14 protein-coding genes are annotated in these 17,442 nt (G+C 38.3%); 11 read left to right on the top strand and 3 right to left on the bottom strand.

Annotated features, from left to right (window positions below; genetic code table 11):
* Positions 1-286: 286 nt before the first annotated feature.
* From WKH56_RS17230 to WKH56_RS17220, 3 genes are read left to right on the top strand one after another with little or no spacing between them, the layout of a single operon-like run.
* Positions 287-2,821, top strand: a complete 2,535-nt coding sequence (locus WKH56_RS17230; protein ID WP_033578940.1) for an AAA domain-containing protein — start codon at positions 287-289, stop codon at positions 2,819-2,821.
* Positions 2,815-3,522 carry a cobalamin B12-binding domain-containing protein gene (locus WKH56_RS17225; RefSeq protein WP_308012831.1) on the top strand — a complete coding sequence of 236 codons (708 nt, stop codon included), beginning with the start codon at positions 2,815-2,817 and terminating at the stop codon, positions 3,520-3,522. The genes WKH56_RS17230 and WKH56_RS17225 overlap by 7 nt, the downstream gene beginning before the upstream one ends.
* A complete protein-coding gene (locus WKH56_RS17220; RefSeq protein ID WP_255900830.1) occupies positions 3,519-4,139 on the top strand; it encodes a hypothetical protein in 621 nt (206 codons plus the stop codon). Before WKH56_RS17225 ends, WKH56_RS17220 begins: the two co-directional genes overlap by 4 nt.
* On the opposite strand, the gene WKH56_RS17215 is transcribed toward WKH56_RS17220, so the two are convergent.
* A complete protein-coding gene (locus WKH56_RS17215; RefSeq protein WP_028413400.1) occupies positions 4,136-7,696 on the bottom strand; it encodes a CheR family methyltransferase in 3,561 nt (1,186 codons plus the stop codon). The genes WKH56_RS17220 and WKH56_RS17215 overlap by 4 nt on opposite strands.
* 451 nt (positions 7,697-8,147) lie before the next feature.
* On the opposite strand from WKH56_RS17215, the gene proC reads away from it, so the two are divergent.
* The 5 genes from proC to WKH56_RS17190 all read left to right on the top strand — a co-directional run bounded on the left by proC (position 8,148) and on the right by WKH56_RS17190 (position 12,518).
* On the top strand, positions 8,148-8,990 hold the full coding sequence (gene proC, locus WKH56_RS17210) for a pyrroline-5-carboxylate reductase (protein ID WP_255900833.1): 843 nt from the start codon (positions 8,148-8,150) through the stop codon (positions 8,988-8,990).
* Between the two features lie 87 nt (positions 8,991-9,077).
* Positions 9,078-10,184, top strand: a complete 1,107-nt coding sequence (gene proB / locus WKH56_RS17205; RefSeq protein WP_028413398.1) for a glutamate 5-kinase — start codon at positions 9,078-9,080, stop codon at positions 10,182-10,184.
* Positions 10,185-10,298: 114 nt separating this feature from the next.
* Positions 10,299-11,561: a glutamate-5-semialdehyde dehydrogenase gene (locus WKH56_RS17200; RefSeq protein WP_168760751.1), complete on the top strand. Its 1,263-nt coding sequence runs from the start codon at positions 10,299-10,301 to the stop codon at positions 11,559-11,561.
* A gap of 358 nt (positions 11,562-11,919) precedes the next feature.
* A complete protein-coding gene (locus tag WKH56_RS17195; protein ID WP_013056990.1) occupies positions 11,920-12,117 on the top strand; it encodes a cold-shock protein in 198 nt (65 codons plus the stop codon).
* Between the two features lie 38 nt (positions 12,118-12,155).
* On the top strand, positions 12,156-12,518 hold the full coding sequence (locus WKH56_RS17190) for a VOC family protein (protein WP_013056991.1): 363 nt from the start codon (positions 12,156-12,158) through the stop codon (positions 12,516-12,518).
* 22 nt (positions 12,519-12,540) lie between these two features.
* Here the strand turns inward: WKH56_RS17190 and WKH56_RS17185 are convergent, their stop codons facing one another.
* Positions 12,541-13,146: an RraA family protein gene (locus WKH56_RS17185; RefSeq protein WP_034266024.1), complete on the bottom strand. Its 606-nt coding sequence runs from the start codon at positions 13,144-13,146 to the stop codon at positions 12,541-12,543.
* Positions 13,147-13,587: 441 nt separating this feature from the next.
* On the opposite strand from WKH56_RS17185, the gene WKH56_RS17180 reads away from it, so the two are divergent.
* The 3 genes from WKH56_RS17180 to WKH56_RS17170 all read left to right on the top strand — a co-directional run bounded on the left by WKH56_RS17180 (position 13,588) and on the right by WKH56_RS17170 (position 15,087).
* Positions 13,588-14,097, top strand: coding sequence for a DUF3189 family protein (locus WKH56_RS17180; protein WP_043982658.1), 510 nt, complete (start codon positions 13,588-13,590; stop codon positions 14,095-14,097).
* Positions 14,098-14,344: 247 nt separating this feature from the next.
* Entirely contained in the window at positions 14,345-14,800 is a 456-nt protein-coding gene (locus tag WKH56_RS17175) for a hypothetical protein (RefSeq protein WP_310884440.1), read from the top strand.
* Positions 14,788-15,087, top strand: coding sequence for a YxcD family protein (locus WKH56_RS17170; RefSeq protein WP_014460159.1), 300 nt, complete (start codon positions 14,788-14,790; stop codon positions 15,085-15,087). The genes WKH56_RS17175 and WKH56_RS17170 overlap by 13 nt, the downstream gene beginning before the upstream one ends.
* 45 nt (positions 15,088-15,132) lie before the next feature.
* Here WKH56_RS17170 and WKH56_RS17165 read toward each other — a convergent pair whose 3' ends face one another.
* Positions 15,133-17,304 carry an MMPL family transporter gene (locus WKH56_RS17165; protein ID WP_310884441.1) on the bottom strand — a complete coding sequence of 724 codons (2,172 nt, stop codon included), beginning with the start codon at positions 17,302-17,304 and terminating at the stop codon, positions 15,133-15,135.
* Positions 17,305-17,442: the final 138 nt, after the last annotated feature.

Genomic DNA, 17,442 nt, shown 5'->3' with positions numbered 1-17,442 from the left:
TATTTCCAATAGTTGTCTCTTATTCTATCAGCAATATGTAACAAACTCATGACAAAATGGTAGGTTTTATATTACAAGTTTGTAACAATACGTCTAAAAATATAGAAAAAACGCAGTTTTTTTACGATTATGATGAAAAAAGTCTTAATTTGTCTGGAGAGATATACTAGTAAAAAAGGTATTCTGCTTTTATAAAAATGAAGAAGAAAGAAGCTATGCTATATTCAAATGACATGATAGAATAGACAAGTTAGAAATGAACGGATAAAAAGGGAGTTAGACATCTATGGAAAAACGCTCTATCTCTTCATATTTAAAAGCATGGGTGCGCGCACTTTCAATTGAGATTAATTATATGAAGAAACACGGCGGAGAAAAGTATACGGTAGGAAAAGGAGAGTACTTAGGGCAGCAGGGAGATGCGTATCTTTACCGGTTTGAACGCACAGCCGATTTATACCTTTTTGATGGAGCTCAGGTACGCCTTGTCCACCAGCATAAAGAAAGTAAAGGAGAAGTTATCGGAACGGAAGGATTTGATTTGTACCTTAAAATAGATGCGTTTATTGGACAAGAAGTAGACGAACTCGATATATATAACGAACCATGGGAATTATTGCAGGCGCTCATTGATAGACTGACGGAAGCAAAAGACTACAAGCAAAAAATAGTAAGAATCAAACGTCTTATGAGAGGCGATAGTCCTGTTCGTCATAAGGAGTATACGTCTAAGAACGCTCTTCATGAAGTGTTGCTGCGAGCGCGTTATAACCGTACTACTTATATTTGGGGGCCTCCTGGAACAGGGAAAACATATACGCTGTCCAAAATCGCGGCAAGCTATTACCGGAAATCAAAGCGTGTCCTTTTATTATCTCACAGTAATGCAGCGGTGGACGGTTTGCTGCAAGAAACTGCACGTCAGTTAAAAAAGAAAGAAGCTTGGAAAAAAGGAAAACTCATTCGATACGGCGCAACAAAAAGCAGCGGCTTAGAAAATATAAAAGTAGAAGAAGTCATTGGAGAAGATGATCCGGATTTAGCTCAGGAGATGCGTGATTTGCAAGAAGAACGAGTTTACTTAAGCAGGTATCCCAATAGAGCTCACCAGCTTCAGCAAGTTAATAAAAAGCTAAACGCCCTTCGTAACAAGTGGATTGAAGCGGAGAAAAATGTTTTTGATCAAGCGTATATTGTAGGCACTACTTTATCAAAAGCGGCTATTGACCGATTACTTTATCAAAGTGAATTTGATATGGTTGTGGTAGACGAAATTAGCATGGCATATGCACCGCAAATTGCTTTTGCAGCTACGTTAGGAAAACGAATTGTCGTATGCGGCGATTTTAAACAGCTTCCCCCGGTATCTCAATCTTCTCATGCTGAAGTGAAGAAGTGGCTGCAGCGAGATTTATTTGAGCAGACGGGTCTTGTAGAGCAAGTAGAAAGCGGTGAGATCCATCCGCATCTTTTTATGTTGAAAAAGCAAAGAAGAATGCATAAAGATATCTCAGCTTTTACAAATCGCTATATTTACAGCAATCGAGTAGGGGATCATCCATCTGTCACAACAAGTCGAGAAGTAGTAGCAAGCAGCCGGCCGTTTGCTCATGAAGCAGCGCTTATGCTTAACATTGGTCAGTTGCATTCTTCCGCTATGCGAGATGTCGCTTCCGGTTCACGCTATAATGTGATAACAGCTGTTTTGGCGGTAAGTTTGATACTGCGGGCACGCAAAGCTTCTTCGGCTACTATTGGCTATGTGACTCCTTATAAGTCTCAAGCTAAATTGATTAATGCATTTCTTCAAGATATTGAACCAGCCAGCGATATAATCGCAGCAACCGTACACAAATTTCAAGGCGCGGAACGAGATATCATGATTTTTGATACGGTCGATACAAAGCCGCAGTCAAAACCAGGTTTACTTTTAACAAATGAAAATAGCGACCGATTGGTAAATGTAGCGGTGACGCGTTCAAAAGGAAAATTTATGATGCTTTCAGACGAGTCGTTTGTCCAGCAGCGTGTACCAAAGGAGCGAGCGTTCTGGAAGTTGGTCAACCACTTTAACGAAAATCAAAAAGTATACCAACCTCAGCAATTTTTAAAAGAAGTCATTCAGCATCGGAAATTGATTTGGTACCATCCATCGAACAGCAGTCAGTTAAAAAAAGATTTATATCAAGCTCGGCAGCAGATTTTATTGTGTATTCCTTATGCTTCGCTTGTTCCTCAAGAAATACGGGAGATGTTACATTCATTTAAAGGTGAAGTGACCGTTCTTACTCGTGAACCAAAAGAAGTTCGAATTGACGGTGCTCATGTCATTTCATCTGCTGTTCCGATGTCACTGCTTATCATCGATGAATCCACTATATGGATTAATATGCCTTACGGCGGAAAAAATGAAGCGTTTATGGCAGCTAGAATTGAGTCAAAGCTAGGCGCTAAACAGCTTATTCGGTCAATTGATTTTACAGAAGATAAAACAAGAAATCAAGAAACAAAAATGTATATAGAAACAAATAAACCACAATATTCTTTGAGTAATTACCTTCGTAGCTGGGATCGCTGTGAATCCTGTCAGCATATGCGAGAAGTAGAGATAACAAAAAAAGGAAAAGTAAGGTTTATTTGCTATTATTGCGGGAAAACAAGTGGGGCAACACGTTTATTAGTGGAAAAATATTTAAACTACGTACATGCTGTATGTAGAGCATGCAAGCAGCCGATGAACGTAGAGTATGATGAAAATAAAGGCGTCTACGCATGTTGTCCATCTTGCAAAAAAGAAGTTTTGCCTAGAGATCTATTGTAACTTTAGGAAAAGGGCGTGATCTTATCGTTTACTCTCGTAGTGTAGCGGCTTTAGCTGATTGTTTGCTAGAAGGAGACGTTCAAAAAAGCTGGCTGCTCATTGCTATATATATAGAAGAAGGCCATTCTTCAACTGACGTATATACGTTTCTGACAGAAGCGATGTATGAGATAGGGAAAAGGTGGCAAGAAAATAAAATTTCAGTCGCGGACGAGCATTTGGCTACTGCAACCTGTGACTATGTGTTAACTCGCTTTCAGCTATCACAGCATCAATTGCTTCAGCGTAATCGAGCACTTCTTTTTTGTATTGAAGGAGAAGAGCATTACTTAGGCATTAAAATGATTGCAGGACTTATGAGCGAACACGGATGGGAAGTTAAAAACTTAGGAGCAAACTTGCCGCTGCCGTTCGCTCTAAAAAGCATTGAAAGATGGGATCCTGATGTAGTATGTTTGTCCGTCTCACAAGTGCATTTGCTGCCTGATTTACAAAAATACATTGCTGAGATTGAAAGCATGTCGCAAAGTCCTCTTGTATTAGTGGGCAGCAGGCTTCTCAGCACGCATGATTTATCGGCTTCAGGATCTTCAAAAACTATATTCATTAATCATATTCAAGCTTTTAAAGACTGGCTTCTAATCAACAATAAAGAAAGTTCGACGCAAGATAAAATGTTAGTAATGGGGGAAGAAATATGATCAGTTTGCCGATTCAACACATTCCGGTTCCAATGTTTTTACTCAATAAAGACAACGAAATAATTGAATTTACACCAAGCGTCACGAAAAATTTCCCGCCTGTTCAGAACTTTTTAGATCTAGTTGATGAAGACAGCCAAGAAAAAGTAAAAAGAGCACTCCAGGGAAAGGAAGAAGTGCAAATCGAAGTAAATATGCGCACGTTTTCCAACCCGGTTGCTCTTTTTGATTTTTATTTTAAGCCTGAAGCGTACCATTCGCTGCATGCTGTTTTCTGCTATCCTATTCATGAGCATATGATGAGTGTTCAATCAACCCTTCAACAGTTTCGCTCTATACTTATGCAAGACTCACCACAAGTGAACCAAGGTTTTTCGGTCAGAGAAACAGATGTAGAAACGGCGAAAAAAATGCAGCTAGTTGATCTTCAGCGTCATTTTCGAGAAATGAAAACAAATGTGCTAACCATTCAAGACCTCCTAAGTATTATCCGCTCCGACGTAATTGAAGCAGGAAAAGGAGAGTATATTGAATTGGTCTCTACACATTTGTTTGACATTCAAGATTTAATTAATCAGGAGCTTGACTGCTTAAGACAGAAGAACAAAGTACATTAAGAAAGCGGCAATCGGATTTCTACCGTTGTTCCTTTGCCTTCTTCACTATCATACGAAATGCTTCCTTTATGATTACTAATGATTTTATGACTCACCATCAATCCTAATCCTGTTCCTTTTTCTTTTGTTGTATAGAAAGGCTCGCCAATTCGTGTTAATCGATCTTTCGGCATGCCTTTTCCTTCATCTATCACTTGGACGACTACTTGATTTGTATCTGGATCAAATTTAGATACCACTAGAATAGACCCGGGGTCATCCATCGCTTCAATAGAATTTTTCACCATGTTGATAAATACTTGTTTCATATCTTTTTCAATACAATGAACAACAGGTAATTTTTCTTCAAAATCTGTTGAAATAGTAATGTTTTTAAGAATGGCCTGTGTATGCAGCAGTGTACATACGTCTTGAAGAATTAAATTTATCTGCTTATTTTCATATTTTACGACTTCGGGTTTGGCTAGAATGAGCAGTTCGCTAATAATCAGCTCTAAGCGGTTAAACTCGGACATCATGACGTCCATATATTCTTTTTTATACGTTTCTTCTTGCATCATAAGCTGTAAAAAGCCCTTTAATGATGTAAGAGGATTTCGTATTTCATGAGCAATGCCGGCAGCCAGCTGTCCAAGTGCTGACAGCATCTCTGAATTTTTGAGCATCATTTCCGACTGTTTGCGCTGGGAAATGTCTTCACTTAAACCAATGTAATGGATGATTTCATCCTGATCATTTTTAACAGGCATTAAGGCTAACTGTTCCCAAACGGTTTCCCCGTCTTCTTGAACGTAGGAAATTTCTCCGTTCCATTTTTCTCCTCTGTATACTTCATTCCAAATTTTAGGGAATCTTTTAACGCCTAGCTTTTTTGTATACAAGTCGTAGAGGTGCAGCCCAAATACTTCTTGCGGCGCATGCTTTTGCTCCATGAATTTTTGATTAATGTACTTAATTTTACCTTGATGATCGGTAATAAAAATGCCCGTAGGACTGTGAGCTACTGCAAATGATGTAATAGCCAATTCTTCATTTGAACGTTTAATTTCTGTAATATTAATAAACGTAATAACTACACCGTTAATTAAATTTTCGTTCGTACGATAAGGCATCATTTTCATGCTATACCATTGGTTATCGTAGCTTTGAATTTCTTTTTGAAGGGTGTTATTTGTTCTTAAAACGTGCATTGCGTCCTCGATTAGATGGTCATATCTAAAGTTATGCGAAATATGAAAGAAAGGTCTTCCGATATCTTGATGAAGAACGTTGATCACTGTTTTCGTTTCCGGCGTAAATAATTTAATATTCAGCTGCTCGTCTAAAAAGATGGTAGCAATAGTTGTACTGATTAATAAATTATCAATATCGTTGTTTAAGTCCGTTAATTCTTCAATCTTTCGCTCGTACTGGTTGTTAACACTAATTAACTCTTCATTAACAGACTGCAATTCCTCATTTGTGGACTGCAGCTCTTCGTTGGAAGCAATCAGTTCTTCGTTCGTGGACTTTAGCTCCTCATTTGCTGTTTCTAGCTCTTCAATCGTCGTTTGCAAATGCTGCTGTGTGTAATGAAGCTCTTGCTCTAAATCTACTACAAGCTCACTAATAGAGCTTGTTTGATTAAGAAACATGGGCTCTTCCTTATCAATAATGGCACTATCTGTCTGTTCATCAAACATAAGTAAGTAAAGAGAGTGATTTGTTGGAAGGGCAGATATAGTAATATTAAAACGGCGCTGCACGTTGTTTATGACAAATTCAATGTGCTGACAGCATACGCTCATACCTTGCTCTTTTACGCGTTTAATAGCTGCTCCAATGGCTAAAGAGACGTGAACGGGAACCATTTTGAAAATGGTATAATTAATCTTCCCCACAGGAACGTTAATAAGCTGAGTCGCTTCTTTTGAACAAAATATCACTTCGTTGTATTCATTTAATACAAGACAAGGGCTCATAAAATGATCAATCATTGACTGATACATCTCATCCAATTTAAGCGAAGGAAGAGGCTTATAAAGTTGACTTGGCAGCGGTACGCTAGAAAAATCACCTTCATGCAAGCTGGATTTTGAAAGATTAAAAGCTCCTGTAATTTGTCGGCTGGGCTGCCCCGAACGTTTAAATATTTTCCACTTACTGTTGATAGGGCGGAACAAATCAGACAAATTTCCCGTTGTTTCACTAGGGCCTAAAAAAAGTACGCCTTCTTCTGTCAAAGAAAAATGAAAAAGAGACAGAATGCGCTGCTGCAGTTCAGCTTGGAAGTAAATCATCATATTTCGACAGCTGATTAAATCAACGTTTACAAAAGGCGAGTCTTTTCCTATATTATGCGGGGCAAAAACAATCATTTTACGGATTGTTTTTTTAACTTGATAACCACCGTGTTTTGTTTGCTCAAAATATTCATTAATTTGAGCTGCTGAGAAGGAATGAACTTCCGCTTCTTCATAAATGCCTTGACTCGCTCTTTTGATTGCATGACGATCGATGTCCGTAGCAAAGATTCGGACATCGAAATAACGGTTGATTGTTGATAAATAGTCATGAAGCAAAATAGCTAATGTATATGCTTCTTGACCAGTAGAACAACCTGCTACCCAGATGCGGATTTCATCTTCTTGGCTATGAATCTTTCTTTCAACTAATTGAGGGATGACTTGTTCTTCAATAATAGAGAATGCTTCTTTATCTCTAAGAAATTGCGTCACTCCAATCAGCAGGTCTCGCTGCAGTTCGACGATTTCTTCGGCTTCCTTACATAAATAGTCCCGGTACTCTTCCATCGTTTGAGAGGGCGGATCGAGTAAAGCCATTCTTTTTTCAAGTCGTCGCAGCACCGTGTTTTTTTTGTACATAGAGAAGTCGATGCCTGTTTTCTTCTTTATTAATGAATAAATGTATTGCAGCGTTTCTTCATTATATGTAAATTCAGTTTGGCTGACATGCGTTTGCACAAGGTCAGGCATATCAGCAGGAGAAAGAATATAATCAGCAAGGTGTGCATCAATAGCGCTTAGGGGCATATCTCTGTACTTTGCTGTGCTTTCATCTTGTACAAGTACAGTTCCGCCATACTCTCTTATCGTTTTTGCTCCTCCTGTTCCATCATTTCCTTTTCCCGATAAAATAATGGCTGTGCACCGGTGTTTTTTTGCAGCGGCCAGAGAATGAAAAAAGGCGTCAATCGGATACTTTACCTGATCATTTTCTTCATAAGGACGAAGGCGAAGAGTATGATCCACAACGGTCACATAATGATGGGGAGGATTTAAATAAATTGTGTCTTCTTGTAAAGTCATCCCGTCTTGTGTCAGTTTGATATTCATTCCTGTTTTTTTTGCTAAAAGTTCTGGCATAAAACTTTTATATTTAGAGGAAAGGTGCTGTACAATAATAAACGCCATTCCATTTGGTGAAGGCATATTAGCGAAAAACTGCTCAATAGCTTCTAACCCTCCGGCAGAAGCGCCAATTCCCACAACGTGTAAATCCTGTTTTTCTATTCCTTCTGAAGACGATGGAACTGTAGAAAACGAGTTGTTCTTCATAATAGAACCTCCAATAATGTTTCGACACTTCCTAGATTGTATGTCGTTTTGTTTATTTTAATGTCGACAGCACAGCGTGGTTTACATCAAAAGTAAATTTTTCAAAAAAAACCAAGATGCTGGTACATAGGTTCATTTTAGCAAACCTATTATATTGTTCAAATAACGTTTTCAAAATTCCTCTATTTTTCGCAAAAAAATTTTAAAGTCCAAACTATATAGTATGCCCCGATTTTCCTTATATAAACGTATTTTTATAAAAAAAATCGTTTTTTTTTGCAGAAAAAAATATTTGAAAAAGTTTTGTTTACGCTTACATACGCATAAGGTTATACGCTCAAGGAGGAAAAAAACGGTTAAATTCAACTTGACACTCTTTTTCAGCATGTTACTATAGGAACCGTTGAAAGAAACGAGAACAAAAATACGAACAAATGACAGGGGAGATTTGATGGATAAAAAACAAAAAGTTGCTTTTTTAGGTGCTGGATCAATGGCAGAAGCGATGATTTCTGGTATGGTCAATGCAAAGAAATTACCTGCTGAAAATATTATCGTAACAAATCGCAGCAATGATGCGCGACTGCACGAACTTGAAAATAGATATGGTATCAAAGCAGTAAAGCGCAGCGAGCTGAAAACAGATGACATTGACGTTTTTATTCTAGCGATGAAGCCAAAAGGCGCTGAAGAGGCATTAAACGAATTAAAGCCTCAAATCAACAAAGACCAGCTTGTCCTATCTGTTCTTGCAGGGATTTCATCTTCTTACATGGAAGAGTTATTGCATGATGAACAGCAGGTCATTCGAGTGATGCCGAATACATCAAGTATGATTCAGCAATCAGCAACGGCTATATCTCCAGGTCAATATGTTGCAATGGATGCTGTGCTAACAGCAAAAGAGCTGCTTTCTGCAATCGGAAAAGTGTACGTGATTGATGAGCCTCAAATGGACATTTTCACAGGAATTGCCGGAAGTGGACCCGCTTATTTTTATTTCCTTATGGAGCATATCGAAAAAGCAGCTAAAGAAGAAGGTCTTGATCCTGAGCTAGCACGTGAAATTGGCGCCCAAACCATTTACGGTGCAGCAAGAATGATGATGGAAAGAGATGAAACGCCGACGGAGCTTCGTGAAAATGTGACGTCTCCAAACGGTACAACAGCAGCTGGTTTAGACGCCTTAGCTAAACACGGCGGCGGAGAAGCAATGATGCAAGCAGTCAAAGGAGCATCAAAGCGTTCAAAAGAAATGAGTGCTCAACTACAAAAAGTGGCAAGTACTAATTAATTCGTCACTTACCTTCTTCGTGAATTCCTCACCACAAAAAAATAATCATAAACAAGAAAACATACAGAACACACTAGGAGTGATTTGATGAGTCCCGACAATAAGAAGCGGGTTGTAATTAAAATTGGAAGTAGTTCATTAACAAGTTCACACGGTGAAATCAGCAGACGGAAGCTCGAGCGCCTTGTGGATCAAGTCGTAGACTTAAAAGATAGCGGTCATGAAGTGCTATTGGTTTCATCAGGAGCTGTAGCTGCAGGATACCGCAAGCTTGGCTGCTTAGAGCGACCTAGCTCTTTACCTGAAAAACAAGCAGCTGCCTCAATTGGTCAAGGACTGTTAATGGAGGCTTATTCAGAACTGTTTCTATCACATGGATACGTTGCTTCTCAAATCTTAATTACGAGAGACGATTTTTCAGACGAAAATCGTTACAACAATGCACGAAATACAATTAATGTGCTGTTAGAACGTGGTATCGTACCAATTGTCAATGAAAACGACACGGTAACCATCAATCGATTAAAATTTGGCGACAATGATACACTTTCAGCTAAAGTTGCTGGACTAGTGGATTCCGACCTGCTTATTATTTTATCGGATATCGATGGCTTATACAGCGCAGACCCTCGTCAGGATCCAAATGCAAAATTAGTTCCTCACGTAGGGGAAATCACGCAAGACATCGAAGAATCTGCAGGAGATTCAGGAAGTTCAGTTGGAACAGGCGGCATGCGCTCGAAAATTGACGCGTTCAAAATCGCTATGGCGTCAGGAATTCCAGCATTTTTAGGAAGAGCTGGCGTGCCAAACATTTTAACACAAGCGGTTGACGGGGATGCAACAGGAACGTATTTTGAATCTGAAGATGATTCTGCGAACCTTAATCAGAAAAAGCAGTGGATTGCGTTTAACTCTGGTCCTGAAGGGGAAATAGTAGTCGAAGATGCCGCGAAACGTGCAATTATTGAAGATAAAGAGCCTTTACTTCGCGAGCATGTTAAATATATTAAAGGCCACTTTAGTGAACGAGCAGTTGTACGTATTCTAGATAAAGATGACAATGAGCTGGCTCTTGGCGTGACAAATTATTCATCTGATGAACTTGCACTGAATGAGCCAATTGATCAACCGATTGTTGACAGCGAAGGTCTAGTGTGTCACTTAGAAATTCCAGTACCGGTCGGTTTGTAAGCAAACATGCTGTAAAGAAAAGGAGCCCTTCCTTTTCTTTGCATGATTGCATTTACCTCTTATGCCTCACACTTTAAAATCAAACAAAACTAAAACGAATCCAGGAGTGATTTGGTGTTACAAACAAACGAAACGTATTCAGTAGAAGAACAAGCTATTTTAGCAAAAAAAGCAGCTAAGCAATTAAGTTTACTAACAACAAAGCAAAAGAACGATGCTCTGTTAACGATTGCTTCTACACTTGAAAGCAACACGGAGTATATTTTAAAAGCAAATGAAGTAGACTTGAAAAACGGGAAAGAAAAAGGTTTTGACGAAGCGCTTATGGACCGCCTTGCTCTTTCAGCGGAACGTGTAAAAGAATTTGCAAACGGCCTTCGTGAAGTTGCTGAGCTAGATGATCCAACAGGCGATATTTTATCAAGCTGGACATTGGATAACGGTCTAGATGTAAAGCAAGTACGGGTGCCTCTTGGCGTGATCGGAATGATTTATGAAGCACGTCCAAACGTAACGGTAGATGCAACAGGGCTAGCGTTGAAATCTGGAAATGCTATTGTGTTAAAAGGCGGCTCTTCAGCTATTTCATCTAACCAAGCTATCGTGGACATTATTCATAAAGCTCTTGATGAAACGCCAATTCCTAAAGAAGCGGTACAGTTTATTTCAAGTACAGATCGTGCGGCTACGCAAGAATTATTTACAATGAAAGAGCATATTGACGTGCTGATTCCACGCGGAGGGGCTTCATTGATTCAAGCGGTCGTCAATAACGCAACCGTTCCCGTGTTAGAAACGGGAGTCGGAAACTGTCATATTTACATCGATGAAAAAGCTGACGTTAAGAAGGCCATTCCGATTTTGATTAACGCAAAAACAGATCGACCAGCAGTGTGTAACGCAGCAGAAACGGTTCTTGTGCACAAAAACTGGCTCGATTCTCATAAAGATGAATTGATTCAAACATTCAACGATCATAGTATTGAAGTATATGGTGACAAAGCGACAGTAGGTGAAATTCCTGGAGCAAAACCAGCGGCTGAAAAAGACTGGGCTGAAGAGTATTTGCGCTTAGCGATTGCGATGAAAGTAGTAGAAAGTGTGGATGAAGCGATTGACCATATTGAAACATATGGAACAAAACACTCCGAAGCCATCATTTCAGAAGATGAACAAGCCGTTTCACGCTTTATGTCATTAGTTGATGCAGCCGCACTGTATCATAATGCATCTACGCGCTTTACTGACGGAGGAGCTTTAGGATTTGGAGCTGAAATTGGGATTTCAACTCAAAAGCTTCATGCACGTGGTCCAATGGGACTTCCTGCACTTACGACAATTAAATATATTATGAGTGGAAACGGACAAACTCGATAAGAAATCAAAAGCGAGCCTAATCATGTGCTCGCTTTTTTTTTATGAAAAGCAAAACAAGTAAATGGAAGCTGATTTGTAAAAAATTATAAACTCTGTTATAATAGTAAAATATATAATTTTTGTGATCTTCATTTTTGTTCTTTTCAGACTATCCCGTTGTTTTAAGAAAAGCAACTGCTATCTGCTTTGTTATAACTTCATTTTTATTTTAGTCTTTCAAGACGCCGTATTATTCCTCAAAGATTGATTTACGGATGTATAGTATCACTTTATCTTGCACCATTTACCGCATTTACACGCTAAGTTAATCTTCATTTATTATCCACTTAAAAAGTACTGTTTAAAGGAGACGATGTGTATGTATAATCGTAAAAATTTAGAGCCGGCTGTTATTGAAGAAACAAAAGTTTGGGAATGTACATCAGATACGTGTAATTGTTGGGTTCGAGATAACTTTAAAAGCGGAGATCAGCCAACTTGTCCAATTTGCAAAAGCGAAATGAAGCAAGCTGTAAAAGAGCTGCAGGTTATTCATAATCCTAGAGTCATTGATTAATAACTTTTAGGAAGACGTTTTTTGAAAGGGGTTTGTGGATGTTTCTGGGAATTGATCATGTTCAGCTTCTTGGTCCAGAAGGATGCGAGCAAGAAGCAAGAAATTTTTATGAAAATCTTTTAGGAATGAAAACTGTTCTTAAGCCGGAAAATTTAAGGCACAGAGGCGGCATATGGTTTCAATGTGGGACTCAAGAAGTGCATATCAGTATTCAAGATGACTACATACCTGCTAAAAAAGCGCATCCAGCTTTTGTCGTGGAAGATATCAAGACGCTTAGACGTAAATTGGCACATTCGGGCTGCGTTCTTTCAGAAGAAGAGCCTATTGCAGGGAGAGAGCGTTTTTTTGTCCATGACCCGTTTGGAAATCGATTAGAATTTTTACAATATGACAAATAAAAGACCTCCAAGCGGAGGTCTTTTATTTTAGGGCTTTATCTAAATAGGTATATACCGTTTCTTTGCTAATTAATACTTCGTTCTCTCGGTCTTTATCTTTTTGCCATTTTTCTCGCGCTTTTGCTAATACTTCTTCGGCTTGCTCCTTGGGAATGACAATCACTCCACCGTCATCACCTGCAATAAAGTCCCCAGGACGGATTTTTACGCCCCCGCAGGAAATGATCTCGTTTACCTTTCCTTTTTCTTTTTTGCTGCTTGCTGCGATCGTAGAGCCCTTACAAAATACGGGGAAATCGAGCTTTTCGATGTCTTCTTGATCTCGTATAACCCCATCTAGTACAATACCGCTTATTCCAACAAGCTTCGCCATGGCTACTACGAAATCTCCTGCTAAGGCACGGTTACAGTAGCTTTTACCATCAATAACGAGCACACTTCCCGGCTCCGCTAGTCGAATCGCTTCAAGCACTGAGTAATTATTGCCAGCGGGCGTATCTACGGTAAGAGCCGGCCCGAATAGTTTGTAATGACGCTGCAAGGGCTTAATAGAAAAGTCTAAGTGGTTGGCACCTTCCATTGCATCTGATAAATTTGCTGTTGATAATGGGAGCTGTTCATTCAACATCATATCTCTCCTTTGTAACTTTAGTTTATCTATACATATTCATATAAGAGAAAGCTCTTATTTATGAAAGGGGGAGTATATAATATGAAGTATTGAAGACGAATTAACTACAAACGTGCAATGTTAGAAGCTTTCAGAGACAAATTTCATCCATTCATTAAATCTTTTTCCTATATGTTATTCGTTATATAAGTATATAGATCCTTTAATGTTACTGTTTGAATGTCTCTATTTCCAAGAATTTCTTGAATCTTTTTAAACTTCAACCAAGAGGGAAGTAGTTGTGGGAAGCAAAGAATGGAGTGTAACAATTGTATTCCAGGATGTTTTTTGTACAGGTTTTAATAGGGAAAGAACAGAATTTCTTCTGGAAATCTAAGAATGGAGCAGAGAAATTTTGATTATAATGAAAGGAGAGTTAGTTATTTAGGAGATGACAAGATGATTTATATTTATAACTGCTACGGAGGCACACATTCATCAGCATTGGCAGCTGCTTACCATCTGAAAAAGCTCCCTGCTAATAGAGAACCAACTGATAAAGAAATATTAAATATTGATGTTTTTAATAAATTGACTTCTAAGGATATGGGGAAGTTAATTTTTCATGGATATGATGAAGAAAAAAATGAAGTATATACATTAGGGAGAGGGTCTTCAAAAGTAGTAGTTCCTGCTATGTATGAGTTAGCCAATTTGCTAAATAAAAAAGGAGAATTACAAACGAAAATACTTTTTTCCAATACATCTCCCACCGTACCTTTATCTATGACACTAGGAGGTTTGTTTTCAAGAAGGTTAAAGATTAATGTAATAGGTGTTCCTTTATTAATAATAGGTGCTAAGCAGGCCCATAAAGACATTATTAAATTAGTGGAGCAAACAAAGAATTCTGCAAAAGTCACTACCTCAAAAATAGAAATTTTAGATAATGTTTTCGGCGAAGTGTAAAATAAGCTATATATAATAAAGATGAAGGACCTTTGTTAGTTTTATGAATGCCTTTGATTTATACTTAACTGATGTTATATAAGCACGAAATACGTGCAAATGTTTAATCCTGTGAACATTTAATGGAGCTTTATGCATTTTTATATAAAAAAGTGAAACCTTTTGGTATGATGAAACGTAGGAACATATATGGAAATCATATATGAAAAAACATATGTGACGTTAGTCATTTAGTGGAGGGAAAGCAATGATAAAAAAATTATTGGCCGCATTTATCGCATTAGCGGTTGTGTTTTCACCAATCGGTGGATCACTTATTCATGACGGTTCAAACGTAGCAAGTGCAAAAGGGTATAAATCAGGAAAGCGCTCTTTTGACAGCGGAAGCAATAACCAATCAAGCTTATTTAAAAACAATAACAGTAATTCGGTTAAGCAAAACAATACGTCTAAAAACTCATCATCTAAAAGTACAGCGGCTGGTTCAAAGCGCGGCGGCTTAATGAAAGGTCTTTTAATGGGAGGAATTGCGGGCTTATTATTTGGAAGCTTATTATCTAGCTTAGGACCATTAGGCCCAATTTTAGGCTTTATGGTAAATATGCTTGTGATTGTAGCTTTAATTCTTCTTGTAGTAAAGTTATTCCAAAGCGTACGTAGCAACAAGCGTAAAAATGAGGAAGTGAAATCTTGGAGACAATAAAAATTTCTGAACAAGATATTATCAATGCGATGTGTTTGTATATCGCAGAAAAAAAACAAGTTCAGCCTCAAGAAGTAGAGATTGAGCTAATGTATGATGATGACTACGGTTTTTCAGCAGAGTCATACGTGCATGATCGTAAACAGGTTCATATTACTTTGAACATTATCGAAGCCCTGCGCTATTGGCTGGATACGGAAATGAACGTAGACCCATACGCAGCAGGACTAGAACTGGAATTAGACGATGAAGAAGGCATTATCGCTTTTGCTAAATTAAGTCGATAAAGAAATCATAATAAAAAAACCCGCTCAAGTGAGCGGGTTTTTTTATTATGATTTTACCTGTTCGTTGGAACTGGACTTATCGCTTTTTTTAGTGAAAAACCACCAGTTGGCATCTCCAAGCAATTTCATAAGAGAAGGGACAAGAAGCATTCTGACAATCGTTGCATCGATAAATATAGCTAAAGCAATTCCTACACCCATTTGTTTAACAGGCGTTACGTCTGTAAAAGCAAAGGCTCCTGTAATGACAATCATGATTAAAGCAGCGCTCGTAATGATTTTACTAGTGGAAGCTAGGCCTTCTACCGTTGCTACATTGTTATCCTTCGTTTGATGATACACTTCGTGAATGCGTGAAATCAAAAAGACTTCGTAGTCCATGCTAAGCCCAAATACAAGGCCGAAAACAAAGACCGGCAGCACTAAAGCGATATTGGATTGGGTAAGACCTAAATGTCCATTTTGAAACAGCCATACAAGTAAACCAAACGTAGCTGTTAAGCTTAAAATATTCATAATGATAGCTTTTAAAGGAATCAGGACGGAACGAAAAGCAATCATTAAAATGACATACGTTGAAAATAAAACAAGAGCCAGGCCACAAGGCGCCTTTTTATAAATTTCATCAAATATTTCTTGTTCGAATTTTGGATAGCCGCCAATATGAACGGTGAAAGGTGAACGTTTCTCTTTCCATTTTCGAACAAAATCTTTTGCTTGATCTGAATTTTGGTCTGTATCTAGCGTAGCTTTTATGAGCATATAATGTTCGTTAATAAACGAATCTACAGCTGGCTTTGTCTGCACGCTTATCTGCGGGTTGTTCAGCATAGCTTGAAGCTGATTACTGGATTTTACGTTTAAAGCGGTAGAAATAGAATCAACTTGCTTAACTAACGAATCTTCTTTTAATTGTTTTATAAAAGTAAAGGCATTTGTTAAAGGCTTTTCCTTCAGCATATCTTGCTTAGCTTCTAACACAAAATAAACGTCTGCCGTGTTTTTATTTATAAACGTATCGTTATACGTGTCAAAAGCTTGACGAGACTCGTATTTTGTTGGCAGTGCTTCTGAAGACGGTATTTCTAGATGCATGTCTCGAACGGGAATAAGTGCTACTAACAGAATAATAAGAGAAACAATCGTCATAGCTACAGGCTTTTTCATGACAAATGTAGCGAATGAACGCCACCTAGATTGACCGCCTTGTTCACTGATTTTTAAGATGCGTAAACGATTGATGCGTGTACCTAATATAGCCAGTATGGAAGGAAGCAGCGTAAGAGCTGAAAACACAGCAATAAAAACAACAGCCATTCCTCCAAGAGCGACGTTTTGAAAAATATCAACTTGAATAAACAGCATTCCCGCTAATCCAATAAATACGCATAATCCTGAGAAGATGACCGAGCGTCCCGCTGTTTGAATGGTGATTTTGATTGCTTGTTCTACCGATTTCGTTTGAATTTCTTCTTTAAAGCGATTAATAAATAAAAGGGCAAAGTCAATACTAAGAGCTAATCCAATCATTGGAATCACGTTTAAAATGAAGATGGACAGCTCTGTGTACGGATGAAAGAAATAGACAACGCCCATGGTGGTAACGACGGTTACAATTCCTATCATAAGAGGAATTGCAGCGGCTACCACGCCGCCAAAAGCTAGAAGAAGCACAACTAAAGCAACAGGAATACCAATGGCTTCTGCTTTTGCTAAATCTGCTTGGCTTGCTGTATTCATATCTTTTTCAATAATAGGACCACCGGTTAATTTTACACTAACTTCTTTTTCTTCAGATGAAAGAGTTCTGATCTTTTCCACTCGTTTATCCATCGTTCCATCATCGTGATTAAAGTGGATAATTCCATACGCTGTGCTTCCTTTTATCATCTTGTTAGAAGCCGTTGGTATGTCAACTTTCGACGCGTCTGATTTGTCCTTTGCTTTTTGCATATACTGAGCGATCGTTTGCTGGAATTTCGAGTCAGAAACTCCGTCTTTTTTTTCAAACAAAACGATGATCTGAGCTTCGCTAACATCAAATTTATTAACTAAAAGCTGCTCGGTATCTTTATACATTCCTTTCATTTCAAATCCGTTTCCTCCAAGCACAGAAGGAAGCTTAGCCGCATAAAAGCCAAATCCGACAATTAGGATGACCCACAGTAGTAATAAAATTTTTCTGCCCGCATATAATGCGTTCGCTATTTTATTCATATTTACCTCCAATTTTTTGTACAGTTACTAGACTATTTTATACTAACAGTTATTGTAATTAGAAGAAGTATTGTGTTTTTTTGTTTTTCTTGCCTGAAAAAGCTTTTCAGATAGATGAGCAGGGGTGTTTCCTTAGCA

Source organism: Priestia sp. SB1, from assembly GCF_038898415.1.
The sequence above is the reverse complement of the archived record's forward strand: the minus strand, read 5'-3'. Positions and strand labels throughout refer to the sequence as shown.

What these genes read in the sequence shown, in the direction of transcription:
- WKH56_RS17230 (WP_033578940.1), top strand. Translation starts at nt 287, where the DNA reads ATGGAAAAACGCTCTATCTCTTCATATTTAAAAGCATGGGTGCGCGCA.
- WKH56_RS17220 (WP_255900830.1), top strand. Translation starts at nt 3,519, where the DNA reads ATGATCAGTTTGCCGATTCAACACATTCCGGTTCCAATGTTTTTACTC.
- WKH56_RS17215 (WP_028413400.1), bottom strand. Translation starts at nt 7,696, where the DNA reads ATGAAGAACAACTCGTTTTCTACAGTTCCATCGTCTTCAGAAGGAATA.
- proC (WP_255900833.1), top strand. Translation starts at nt 8,148, where the DNA reads ATGGATAAAAAACAAAAAGTTGCTTTTTTAGGTGCTGGATCAATGGCA.
- proB (WP_028413398.1), top strand. Translation starts at nt 9,078, where the DNA reads ATGAGTCCCGACAATAAGAAGCGGGTTGTAATTAAAATTGGAAGTAGT.
- WKH56_RS17195 (WP_013056990.1), top strand. Translation starts at nt 11,920, where the DNA reads ATGTATAATCGTAAAAATTTAGAGCCGGCTGTTATTGAAGAAACAAAA.
- WKH56_RS17190 (WP_013056991.1), top strand. Translation starts at nt 12,156, where the DNA reads ATGTTTCTGGGAATTGATCATGTTCAGCTTCTTGGTCCAGAAGGATGC.
- WKH56_RS17185 (WP_034266024.1), bottom strand. Translation starts at nt 13,146, where the DNA reads ATGTTGAATGAACAGCTCCCATTATCAACAGCAAATTTATCAGATGCA.
- WKH56_RS17180 (WP_043982658.1), top strand. Translation starts at nt 13,588, where the DNA reads ATGATTTATATTTATAACTGCTACGGAGGCACACATTCATCAGCATTG.
- WKH56_RS17175 (WP_310884440.1), top strand. Translation starts at nt 14,345, where the DNA reads ATGATAAAAAAATTATTGGCCGCATTTATCGCATTAGCGGTTGTGTTT.
- WKH56_RS17165 (WP_310884441.1), bottom strand. Translation starts at nt 17,304, where the DNA reads ATGAATAAAATAGCGAACGCATTATATGCGGGCAGAAAAATTTTATTA.